Below are 11,012 nucleotides of genomic sequence, written 5' to 3'. Positions count from 1 at the left end.
GCGCTGGCCCACACGTCATAGGGACTGGGCTGCACCGGGATCAGCACACGCTCGGCCGCCAGCAGCGCGGAGCGCGCCAAGGCGGCAATCCTGGGCGGCCCATCAATGACGACGTGATCGGCCCGCCTGGCGAGTTCTGGCGCTTCCTGATGCAGCGTTTCGCGGGCAAGGCCCACGGCGCTGAATAGCCGTGGCAAGCCTTGCTGGCTTCTTCGCTGCGTCCAGTCCAGCGATGAACCCTGCGGGTCGGCATCGAGCAGCACGACGTGCTGGCCGCGCAGCGCCAGTTCGCCCGCGATGTGGGTGGCGAGCGTGGTCTTGCCGACGCCCCCTTTTTGGTTGAGCAGAGCGAGGATCATGGCGCAGCCCTCCGGCTTGGAAGACCGGGCTGTTTTTGCCTTGCCGAACGGGGTTGGTTTTTCTCTTGGTTTTGCTGTCGGATTTGCTGCTGATTTTGACTTTCGGCAGTTGTCCACCGAAACGGCGCTTCTCTACTAAAAGTTAGAGAATTTAAGTTAGGTAAGTTAGAGGGCGCGTAAGCCCGCGCCATTATTGGTTTTCCGGCGGTTTCGTACTCCTGATAGCACGATAGTCGTACTCCCGATAGCACGATACCCCTTACTCCTGATAGCACGACACTATTCACAGGTTCTCCCGAAGTTATCCCCGTGCCGTTTGCGGCACGGGCCGGAAGGTCAGCAGTTCCATGTCGTCTTCGGGTATTCGCACGATGCCCAGTTCGTAACCCGGCAATGATTGCTTGGCGACCAGCGCACGCAGGTCGTAGGCAAAATCCGAGAATCGCGTGCTGCTGCCCGACTTGCGGTACAGGTGCCGGAAATCGAACTGCCAGCCATATTCCTGTTTGCCTCCATGCTTGCGCACCAGGCGGTACAGCCAGCGTTCGATGCCGCCAGTCAGGCGGAAGTACGTCGGGTCGATGGTCAATACCAGGGCGGCATCCACCACGCCCGCATAGAACCAGTCCGGCAGGATCAGCTCGATGCCCAGCGGCGTGCCGTGGGCATCGGCCAGTTCCTTCCACTCGTTGATCCAGGAAAAGCGGTGCAACCGCCGCCCGGTCGTCTCGCGGATGGAGGTGGCCACCGTGGTCGATTGCAGGCGATCCAGCGCGGCTTTCAGGCGCTGGTAGTCGCGTGAGCCGGTGCCGCGCCCAATGAAACGCAGGATCTCGTAGGGAGTGGCACGCATCAGCCGGGATGTGGGCAAACCCGCATCCTTGGCTTCGACGATCTGACTGGCAGCCCAGATCAGGATGTCGGCATCCCAGATTGTGGCGATGCCGTGCTCCTGCGTGCCTTCCACGCGGATGGTGATGTTCCCACTGCGAAAGTCGATCGGCGCGGTGCGCCGCGACTTCGCCAGCGAGAAGAATGGATAGGCCATCAAGTCCTGGGCATCGCGCGGTGCCATGTCGCCCGGCAAGGCGCGGAACAGATCGAGCTGTTCGCGTTCTTGCTGCGGTCGCTGCCGGGATGGCAGCGATGGGCTGGACATGGGGATGGCCACCAGCGATGCGCCAATCAGCGGCGATCACGGTAGTCACCCGCATGGCGCTCGGCATACTCCGGGTCGGAAGTGGCACCGAAGCTACGCGCATCGGCCCAGGCATCCAGGTCGGCTACGGCATACATGACGCGCCGGCCGAATTTACGGAACTTCGGCCCGCCGCCGATCACGCGTTGTTTCTCCAGCGTGCGCGGCGACAGGCGCAGGTATTCGGCGGCTTCGTCGTTGGTCAGGTAGCGTTGGGGCTGCGCGGGCGCAGCGACAACAGTGGCGGCAGGCCGCAAGGGAGCAGGACGCATGGGAAGTACCTCCATCAAGCCCGGCCACACCACGCGGCCGGATAGAAGCACTTTCAAGAAATTCAGGCTTCCTGCTAAGGGACGAATTGCAGGGCCTGCAAAACGTCCCCCCTTACTACGCTGCAACTGGCGCGAGCTGTGCCAGGCTGCGATAGCCGCCGCGCATCAGCACCTCGCCACGCCGTACCAACCGCCGCACGCGGGCACGTAAGGCGCTGTCCTTGTGCCAGTCAGCCGCGACAGCATCCACACCGAACAAGCCTTCGGCCACCGCGCGCAAGGATGCACCCGCCAGGGTCGCATCGAGCGCCTGCAGGGTATGCAACTCCAACAGCGCAGCCGCTGTTGGACGATCTCGGGTCGTCACCACGGGCGCAGCCTCCGGCAATCCAGCCAGCTTGTTCAACTGGGTGATCAGCGTGTGGTAGCGAGCGCACGGTATCGCGCAGGCGCGGATGGCATACGCGTACGCCGTGCCATCGACCAGACCGGGTGCGAGCGCAAAGCGCAAGCAGCATCCTGGCCATCGCGCCACCAGCACCAGGCGCTTGCCGTCGTGAATCAGGTGTTTGGTGCCAGGAATGCGCCAGAACTCGAACACCACCGCATCGGGCGGCGGGTCAGCATCTGGGTAGAGTTGCACCAAGACATCGTGATCGGGAAACCAGGCCGGGTGCGCGTCCCGCGCATCCAGCGCCGGGTCTTCCAGCAGGCGCAGCCCCCAGCGCTGCGCCGCATCTGGCCTGCGACGACGACGCAGCCAGTCGAGCCGGTATTCAGGATTGCGGCGCAGGTACTCCCAGGCCAGGGCTGGGCCATCGAGATGCAGCGTGTAAAGATACGCGGCGGTCGGATACCAATGCTCGTGGTGTTCGGCGCTCGGCTCTGCCATGACGCAACCTCCTGTCGGACAGCAGGAACGTCGCCACGGGCGTGAAGAAGGCAAACTACGGCGTCATCGGCAAACCGTCATGGATGGCTGGGTAAACTGGCAGTGTCAAGACCGATTGGCTCCGAAGCGTTGCGTGGTTCGTCCGAATGCGACGACCGCGCAACCCGAAAATGGTGCGCGGCATCGGATACCGTGCCGCAGCCCGCGCCAAAGATCATGACCGTTTGCGGCAGACTCGCACCGCTTCGGTGCAAGAGTGCCGATTCAGACCGAACAGGTCACAGACCAGACCGAAATAGACTGAATGCGCCTGCCTGGGCTGTGGTGGTTCAGTCCGGGATCGCGCCATTTTCTTCGGCCAGCCGCAGGTATTCCGATAGCCGCCGGGTCGGCAGGAAGTAGCGATCACGCATCACGGGCTGCTTGCGCGGGCCGACAATGGATGTCAGGTCGGACAGCTTCACCGTACCCAGGGCAGGCATGCCCAGCCCCAGGTCGATCAAGCCATGAGCGGTGTCACCATCTGCGGGATTAAGCGAGGCCAGCAGCCAGGTCAAATGCGCATCCGGGGTGAATAGGCGCACCACGGGTAGCGGATCGGTGTCTTGCCCGGCGGCACGTGCTTGGCCGTTGGCCAGCAGGCGTGTGCGGTCGTCGTCGGTGATGAGCGTCGTCATGGCTGTGTTCCTGCCAATAGCCGAATCCGCATAGCCGCTTGCCTGCCTTCTCACGCAAGCGCAGATGTGCAAGCCCACACTTCCCCAGAAGCGTAAAGACACACAGGCGCATGTGCGGAAGTCAGGAAAGGCACGAATCAGGTTCCCCGCTTTTAAAGAAAGCCGCCGATGCGGATTTCAGTAAAGACACAAAACAGGTGAAACGAATGAATGAGTTAAATATAACGTGGTTTTAATTGTGCTATAGATCGACGCTTCTGTCTATGCAGAAGCGTACCGTCCAGCGTGGCCGACCGGCCGGCACCACCACCTTTGACGCCGAACTGGCCCAGGCGTTCGGCGCGGCGGTGCGTGCGCTGCGCACGGAGCGCGGCATCGCGCAGGAGACGCTGGCCAATCTAGCGGGCGTCGAGCGTTCCCATATGGGCAAGGTCGAGCGTGGCGAGCACCAACCCACCCTGTCGCTCATCTTCAAGATCGCAGGCGCACTCGAATGCAGCACGACAGTGCTGATGGCCGAGGCCGAAAGCCGTCTTCAGGCTACCGAAGTGTAGTCGGATGCAGGAAGTGCCCCGCCGCGATGGGCGGGGCGCTGCGACGGTTATGCCGCCTGCGGTTTGCTGCGCGACCAGATCAGATCGTGCGTGCCGCTCTCGCCTTCGATCAGGCGGGCATAGATCGGAGCCGGGAACGAAGGGTCATCAAAGGTCACGGACAGGTATTCGCGCCCGGCGTCGCTGGTCTTCTTCCACGCCGCGCCGATGTCGTGACTGGCGGCCTGCAGGCGGAAGTCAGGGGCATTCTCGCTGTTGCCTTTGTCGTTGGGAACCAGCTTGACCTTGACGTTGAGCGTCAGGGTGCGAAGCGTGCCGGTGTAGCCGTCTTTGTCTGCGGTGAAGGTGCCGATGTTGGCCATAGTGTTTCTCCTTTCGGTTGGACAAGGTTCGCGCCCATCGCGTCCTTGTTGTGATCCGACCGGCGGGGGACGGGCTGGCTGCACCGCTTGCGGTCGCAACGCAGTGGAGAGCCGGGAGACGAAAAGAATTTGCTGCGCGGGGAATGCGCCGAACGCAGTGACAGCGCAGGGGAAATTGTTTTCGTCGGACGGTTGCAGCCATGAAGCCCGAGGCGCAGCCGTGCCACCGCCAGGATTCACGACAAGACAAGGACGCCTTGGGCCGAACCGCTCCGAAAGGAGATGTGGCCTGCTCGGCATCCCCGCATGAAAGCGGCTCCGGCTCGCCCACTGATGCGGGCAAGTCTGCCGCCCGACGATAGGCGGGAATGCCCATGTCGCACCTTGTGGTGCTGGTCTTGAGGTGCGGTGTGGAAGCCTATAGCGAGGCCGTGCGTGTTGTCCGTGACCTGCCTTTCGTGACGTGATGGGCAAGAACCGCCAGCATTGAGGACGGCACGCTTTTGCACAACCTGCCGCAGCGAATTCCGGCGTATTCGCAACGACCTGCTCGCTGCAACGCAGGACTGGTTGGACCGACCCGGTGCAACCGGTTCGGTTACATCAAGGGGTGCCAAGCATCGCACGACAGGGTTGTTCCCTGGAGGCAGGCGTGAAGGATTGAAGCTGAATGGCGTGACGACAAAGACGGCACGGGGCGCAGCCCGAAAGCCCGGTGGCGCATCGCGCCGACACGCACATTGGCATTGAAAATCATGCGTGCTTGCTAAACTGGCCAGAAATAGAAGAGTCTCCCGAGAAACGGGTTGATCTGCTTTTTGGTGCCCTGCATGCATTTCTTCTCCTGCAACGAAAAAAGGTGTTGCCCCTGACGACAGAAGGAGACTCGTTCCCTTCCCGGAGAAAAGGGCGGATGGATGAGGATGGAAAAGCCCGCAAGGGCTGTGCAGTGCCGACAGGCACCAAGGCGGTATGACCTAGCCAGAGCACAGCGTTGGCCAAGTCATACCGTAGCAACTAGTAGCGACGGAGAAAGGATGATTGATACACCTAAGATCTACATAGTCGGTGCCTCCTGCTCGGGGGTTTCAACCCTTGGGGCGGAGTTGTCGCGGCGAATGGGAGTAGCGCAAATAGACGTGGATGACTTCTATTGGATGCCTACCGATCCGCCCTACACGGTCAAGCGTCCTCCCGAAGAGCGAGTGAAGCTGATAGCAGCTCGCCAAAAGGAAGCTGGAGGGTGGGTGTTGACCGGCTCGTTCATGGGATGGGGAGACACACTGATCCATGCCGTGGATCTGATTGTGTTCATTTACACCCCTGAGTATATCCGCCTTCAACGGCTGGATGAGCGTGAAGCTACACGGCACGGAAATCGCATATGGCCGGGAGGCGACATGTACAAGGCACATTTGGATTTTCGAGAATGGGCATCGAGTTATGACGACCCTCTGTTCAGCGGGAGAAACCGTGCGCAGCACGAACGATGGCTTAGCGAGCAAACAGCTCCTATTCTTAGGTTGGCAGGAGAAAAACCCTTGCACGAACTGGTGGCCGCTGTGGAGCGAACGCTGTTATGACCGACAACGAGGTAGAAGCCATCTTCGATCTGTTGGAATCGCGTACCACGCCGCATGCTATGGCCTGCCTGCCCCACTTGAAATACCGTAAGAACGTTGAAACGTAGTGGGCACGACCTACCGCAGCAAACGGGGCGTATCCGCACTATGCGGCCATTATTTCACATCGTAAAATGATGAGCAGATTGGCATAGAGCGCGTGCCAGGCCTGCATACATTAAACAGAGCGCAAGCACCTATGGATCACGATCTCGATGCGATGACGCGAGAACAGCTCATCGAAGAAGTCAAGAAACTGCGGGCGGGCATTCGCACACACCGCGACACTTCCGGCCACGACCTGTGTTGGTATCACCCGCACCTGTGGGCCTTGCTGCCTGAAAAGGTCGAGCATCAGCCCACGGTGCCTGATTGGCCGCAGTTCATGCGTGGCTGCGTGAAATACCGTGAATCGCTTGATGCCCAATGCCCGCAAGTCCCGCGCAGCAAGCAGGAATTTGGCGAATAGATACCTTGCCGCAAGCGAAGCGCGCCGCCGCAGGCGCGAAGGATTGAAGCCGAATGGCCGTGACGGCAAAGACGGCACGGGGCGCAGCCCGAAAGCCCGGCGGCGCATTGCGCCGACACGCCCAGGATTCGAGGCTGCTATAGCACCGTAGCTCAGCTACATGAAGAAGCTGCCCTGATCGGAGTAACCTGCAGGCTCGATCGCCACATCCGCAATGCGCGATTGCAAGGCACGCTTGCAGCGGACGTTCTCGCCTCCGTCCTGAATCCAAGCCCCAAGGCGCCGCTCTACCCAACCACAAGCAACAGCATCCCCGCTAGTCAAATCGCAATACCATTCCGGCTGAATGTCAGCTTTCCGAGGTTTGAGAACAACATTGATGGAAAGCTCGCCACCACTGATGGCATCCACGCTGGCAACGGCAGGCAGATCCTCGTCAAACATGAAGCGGTAGGTGCTGCGCGCGCAGTCATGGCTGCCCTCGGCACTGCCGGGCCACCAGTTCTCGCCTTCTGACAGTCCGAACAGGCGCTGTTCAAGACCGGCGTTGACCGCCGACACCATCAGGTTTCTCCATACCCACCAGCGCGCGCTCCGTTGCTTTCGCAGCGGAAAGGTCTTGAACGGTGAATAGGAATGCTCGAACTCAGGCAGCAACTGCAAGTCGTCGGGTACGGCATAGCCGAATTGCCGCAGGCGTTGCACCAGCCGGGCATTGCTCGGCTTCTGTGCTTCAGCGGTCGAGTGGCCGGTAAGAGCTGCACGCAGCGCTGCATGAGTCTTGAATCCCAAAGCTGCGGCAACCGCTTCGCTCAGATGGGACGAAGAAACACCGCTCACTCCGCGCTGCGCCGTCTGTTTGAGGGTACGCACGGCAGCTTCGGAAACGAAAAAGGTCTGAACAGTCATACCAAATTCCTAAGTGACTGGTCGATGTCTGCCGATTACGCATCAACCGAGGAATAGGTACGGTCATAGCGAAGGGAAAGCGCGGAAACGTCGTTTAACCCGGCAGCAGGTTCAGCGTGACGCGGCTGTAGCTTTCATCATACTGCATACATTGCCAGCATGGACACTGAATATTGCTACGGGCATTGATACCGGTCGCGGCCACTGCCGCGACCGGATTTTTGATCACCTGCCCCAAGTCGGAAGAGCTTGGGGCTGGTGCTGACCTGACAGCAAAGCGCCTTGGTCGAAACCAAGGCGCTTTGCTTCATAGATAGGAAGATCACGCGGCCACTGCCTCGGCCTGCGTCTGCTCATCCGCTACGGCGGCGGCTTCCTCCGGTCCTTCGGCTGCCTCGTCCGTCACTACTTCCTGCGCGGCCTGCTGCGTGGCTTCGGCGGCGAAGATGGCAGGCATCCAGCCGGTGCCATCCGCCAGCCGTTCGGCTTCGCTGGCTATATCGGCCTTCTTCAACTTCGCCAGCCGGGAAACCTGCTCGGGCGCGAAATCTCCCACGGCATCCAGAATTGCAGCCTTCGGGATGTGCTGGAAATAGCCTTCGCTGGTGGGCTTCCACCAAGCGGCCATATACAGCCCCACGGCCTGCGCCAGTTCCGTGCCGGGTTGCAGCGCCGTGGCGCGAGACGTCACCACATCCACCGTAGCAGCCACGCATACCGCCAGCAGCCGCACCAGTTCATCCTGCGACTTCCCCAGCAGCGTGGAGAACAGTTCGGCACTGTCCTGCGGCAAGCCTTCACCCGCTACCTGCTGCAATTCGCGCAACGCTGCGGCGGCGGGCGAATCCGGTATATCCGGGGCGATGCCTTCCAGCCGGTCTTGCACTTTCAGGCTCACGCCCAGCGGCAAGTCGTGAATGTAGTAGCTGCCTTGCAAGACGGTCTGCACTATGCCATGCACCAGCGCTGCCAGCGCCACCTGCGGATGCCGTGCCACCTCGATTTGCAGCGCGGCGGTACGGTGGGCGCTCAAGCGCTGCGCCAACTTGTCGGACATGGCGACGGCCTTGGGCTGCTCGTCGTTTTCGTCTGGGTCGTCGTTCCCGGCTTCTCCGTCGCTGCCGAAACCCTGCCGCAACCGTTCCAGGGTGCGCAACGCCTTGGCCTCGGCTTCGCGCAGCAGGCCACGATGCACCACGATCTGGCCTTGCCGGTCGAGCGTGACGATGGCACCGGCTGCGGCTTTGACGTTAGGGCTGTAGTCCAGCAAGGCATCTTCCAGCGCCTGCAACTGTTCGCCCAGGCGATCGCCTTCCTCCTGCAAAGCGTCTGCCTTATCCTCGTCGTCGGCATCCATCGCGGCATCCACGGCTTCGCCAATGGCCTGCATCTTTTCTTGCAACTTCTCCATGCGCTGCGCTTCGCGTTTGTTCGGGGTGCGGCGTTCCCGTGGCGCACGGTGGAAGGCTTGCAGGTCGGCATAAGTGGCGCTGGGTGTGGCATCCACCCATGCCCAACCTTCGGCGCGGATGGTGGCGGCATGTTCATCCAGCTTGCTGCGCACCAGCGTTTCCAGCAGCGCAGCATCGGTCAGATATACCCCTGCGTCGCCTTCGGCAAACAGGTCGCGGCGAATGCCACCGCCTGCTGCTTGGTAGGCATCCATCCCGACGAACCTCACCAGCGGATGTTGGGCATCTATCTCGCGTTCGGTAAGGCGGTCGCGCAAGGCATGCGGACTACGCTGCCATTCTGGTGCGTCGTAAAACGCAGCTTCCTGCGCAGCGTGGTCGTCGGTGATGGCAAGGGCCATCAACTGGTCAAGGCTCACGGCATCGGCGCGATAGTCGGCCATCAGGCGCGGCGATACGTTGGCGAGTTTCAGACGGCGCTGCACCACCAGCGGCGTGACTGCAAAATCAGCGGCAATGTCTTCGATGGGTCGGCCTTCGGCCACCAGTGCAGCGAAGGCTTCAAACTGGTCTGCCGGGTGCATGGCTTCTCGTTGCACGTTCTCGGTCAGGCTCACGGTGCGGGCGCTGGCATCCTGCACCAGCAAGCAAGGCACCTCCCAATCCTTCGGGATATGGCGTTTCTTCGCCAGCAGCTTCAAAGCCGCCAGCCTGCGGCCACCGGCCACGACTTCGTAATGTTCGCCATCGCTGGCAAGAATGACGGTGAGGTTTTGCAACAGCCCCACGCGGGCGATGCTGGCCGCCAGCGTGTCGATGGACTGGCCTGCGGTCTTGCGCACGTTGCGGCGCGAGGGGCGAAGCTGCGATAGCGGCACCAGCAGCAGATTCTGCGCCGGGGCGGCAGTTTCCAGTGTGGTGGCGATGGCTTGGGTTTCGGTGTGGGTGATAGCGTTCATGGTGTAACTCCTTGCGATGATGGAATGCAGCAGCGAATAACGCGGCAAGGGTTGCTGCCTGCCCCTGCCGCGCAGGGGAATCAGGCTTTCAACTGGCGCAGGCCATCGGCCAGCAGCCACAGGGCGCGATTGAGGCGAATATCGGAATCAATGCCCTGTACCGGGCGTGTCTGCTGGCGGCGTCCGTTGGCGCTGCGCCCATGCAAACCGCCTTTGGTCAGGTTTTCCTGGGTGCGGTTGAACACGCTCCACAAGTCCGGGCGGCGGTCGTCGAACCGGCGCGGCATCAGGATTTGCGATTCGGTAATGGGTGCGGGCTTGTCCGGGTCGTCGTACTTGAGCGACAGCGCGGCGCGGGCGAACACTTCGGCTTCGCCTTCATCCAACGTGATGGCCTGCATGGACTCGCGGGATTCCAGCGCACTGTCAAAGCCGTGCAGCACCTGATAGGCACCTTCGATCACTTGTCCGGCCACATCGCCCTTATGCGGCACGCGCACATCGGCCACGGTGTCGCCGCAGACAAGGCCATTGCTGCACACGAAACGGAACATCCCGGCCAGCATCTGGTAGCTGCTGGTGCCATCGTGCGAGTTCAGCAGGATGATTTCGTTGGCTTCGCCTCGGGCATTGATCTGGCTGGCGTGGCGCAGCCGGATCATGTGCTTGGTGTAGTCGCGCCGGTCTTCGTGGCGGGTGCGGGTCTGCGTCACCATGAAGGGCTGAAACCCTTCCTTGCGCAGTTCGGTCAGCACCGTGGCGGTGGGGATATAGGCGTAGCGCTGAGAGCGGCTTTCGTGGGGTGCTTCCGCAAAGATGGACGGTGCCACGCGGTGAATCTGATCATCGGACAGTGGGGAATCGCTGCGCAATACCGGGGAACGGGAAGCAAAACGGGATGCAAGCATGGTCTTTCTCCTGACAAAAAGGGTTTGCTGTTCAAACCGCACACCGGATTCCAAGATTCGGAGCCCAGCCTTTCGGCTGTTCGGTGCGGTTGGCACGAGGAACCCGGTTGGCCCTGTTGCCACCGTCTTTCCTGAGTTCATCGCCCGCGACGGTCAGGAGCCCACGGACGTGGGCCGTCAAGGAGAAAAGCGTCAGGTTGGAGCGGCCCGCAGGCGCAGCCGAGGACACGGCCTGGCACGCCTTGACGGCACGCGGCCACGGGCTACAGTCGCGAGCAAGGTGATGGAGTCAGGAGAAGACGGCTGGACATGGCAACGGCCGCCACGATGTGCAAACCGCACGCAAGCGAAGCGCGCAGGCCCGAAGCTGGAAGCCGGGTCGTAGGCGTCAGGGATGTGGAAGGCTGGCGACTGCCAGT

Annotated in this window: 13 protein-coding genes; 4 read left to right on the top strand and 9 right to left on the bottom strand. The window is 61.6% G+C overall.

What is annotated here, in order from left to right; all coding sequences use genetic code 11:
• On the bottom strand, positions 1-359 hold a 359-nt coding region (locus EV679_RS06340), incomplete at its 3' end, for an AAA family ATPase (protein WP_165389962.1).
• Here EV679_RS06340 and EV679_RS17715 point away from each other — a divergent pair.
• Complete coding sequence (locus EV679_RS17715; RefSeq protein ID WP_207224895.1) at positions 358-498, top strand: hypothetical protein; 141 nt, start codon at positions 358-360, stop codon at positions 496-498. The two genes, EV679_RS06340 and EV679_RS17715, sit on opposite strands and share 2 nt — an antisense overlap.
• Before the next feature lie 162 nt (positions 499-660).
• Here EV679_RS17715 and EV679_RS06330 read toward each other — a convergent pair whose 3' ends face one another.
• The 4 genes from EV679_RS06330 to EV679_RS06315 form a co-directional block, all read right to left on the bottom strand.
• Complete coding sequence (locus EV679_RS06330) at positions 661-1,518, bottom strand: replication initiator protein A (RefSeq protein ID WP_130486730.1); 858 nt, start codon at positions 1,516-1,518, stop codon at positions 661-663.
• Between the two features lie 26 nt (positions 1,519-1,544).
• A complete protein-coding gene (locus EV679_RS06325; RefSeq protein WP_130486790.1) occupies positions 1,545-1,829 on the bottom strand; it encodes a helix-turn-helix transcriptional regulator in 285 nt (94 codons plus the stop codon).
• A 115-nt stretch (positions 1,830-1,944) separates the two neighbouring features.
• Positions 1,945-2,721, bottom strand: coding sequence for a DUF2285 domain-containing protein (locus EV679_RS06320; RefSeq protein WP_130486729.1), 777 nt, complete (start codon positions 2,719-2,721; stop codon positions 1,945-1,947).
• 329 nt (positions 2,722-3,050) lie between these two features.
• Positions 3,051-3,398: a DUF2958 domain-containing protein gene (locus tag EV679_RS06315; protein ID WP_130486728.1), complete on the bottom strand. Its 348-nt coding sequence runs from the start codon at positions 3,396-3,398 to the stop codon at positions 3,051-3,053.
• Positions 3,399-3,661: 263 nt separating this feature from the next.
• Here EV679_RS06315 and EV679_RS06310 point away from each other — a divergent pair, with 263 nt between their 5' ends.
• Positions 3,662-3,952, top strand: coding sequence for a helix-turn-helix domain-containing protein (locus EV679_RS06310; protein WP_130486727.1), 291 nt, complete (start codon positions 3,662-3,664; stop codon positions 3,950-3,952).
• A gap of 47 nt (positions 3,953-3,999) precedes the next feature.
• On the opposite strand, the gene EV679_RS06305 is transcribed toward EV679_RS06310, so the two are convergent.
• On the bottom strand, positions 4,000-4,314 hold the full coding sequence (locus tag EV679_RS06305; protein ID WP_130486726.1) for a DUF736 domain-containing protein: 315 nt from the start codon (positions 4,312-4,314) through the stop codon (positions 4,000-4,002).
• Between the two features lie 1,037 nt (positions 4,315-5,351).
• Here EV679_RS06305 and EV679_RS06300 point away from each other — a divergent pair.
• On the top strand, positions 5,352-5,897 hold the full coding sequence (locus EV679_RS06300; RefSeq protein WP_130486725.1) for an ATP-binding protein: 546 nt from the start codon (positions 5,352-5,354) through the stop codon (positions 5,895-5,897).
• 238 nt (positions 5,898-6,135) lie between these two features.
• Complete coding sequence (locus EV679_RS06295) at positions 6,136-6,405, top strand: hypothetical protein (RefSeq protein WP_130486724.1); 270 nt, start codon at positions 6,136-6,138, stop codon at positions 6,403-6,405.
• 156 nt (positions 6,406-6,561) lie between these two features.
• Here the strand turns inward: EV679_RS06295 and EV679_RS06285 are convergent, their stop codons facing one another.
• The 3 genes from EV679_RS06285 to EV679_RS06275 form a co-directional block, all read right to left on the bottom strand.
• Positions 6,562-7,314 carry a hypothetical protein gene (locus EV679_RS06285; RefSeq protein ID WP_130486723.1) on the bottom strand — a complete coding sequence of 251 codons (753 nt, stop codon included), beginning with the start codon at positions 7,312-7,314 and terminating at the stop codon, positions 6,562-6,564.
• A 322-nt stretch (positions 7,315-7,636) separates the two neighbouring features.
• Complete coding sequence (locus tag EV679_RS06280) at positions 7,637-9,685, bottom strand: ParB/RepB/Spo0J family partition protein (RefSeq protein ID WP_130486722.1); 2,049 nt, start codon at positions 9,683-9,685, stop codon at positions 7,637-7,639.
• Between the two features lie 80 nt (positions 9,686-9,765).
• Complete coding sequence (locus EV679_RS06275) at positions 9,766-10,593, bottom strand: DUF932 domain-containing protein (RefSeq protein ID WP_130486721.1); 828 nt, start codon at positions 10,591-10,593, stop codon at positions 9,766-9,768.
• Positions 10,594-11,012 lie beyond the last annotated feature (419 nt).

This window comes from Kerstersia gyiorum (genome assembly GCF_004216755.1).
GTDB classification, from domain to species: Bacteria; Pseudomonadota; Gammaproteobacteria; order Burkholderiales; family Burkholderiaceae_B; genus Kerstersia; species Kerstersia gyiorum.
The sequence above is the reverse complement of the archived record's forward strand: the minus strand, read 5'-3'. Positions and strand labels throughout refer to the sequence as shown.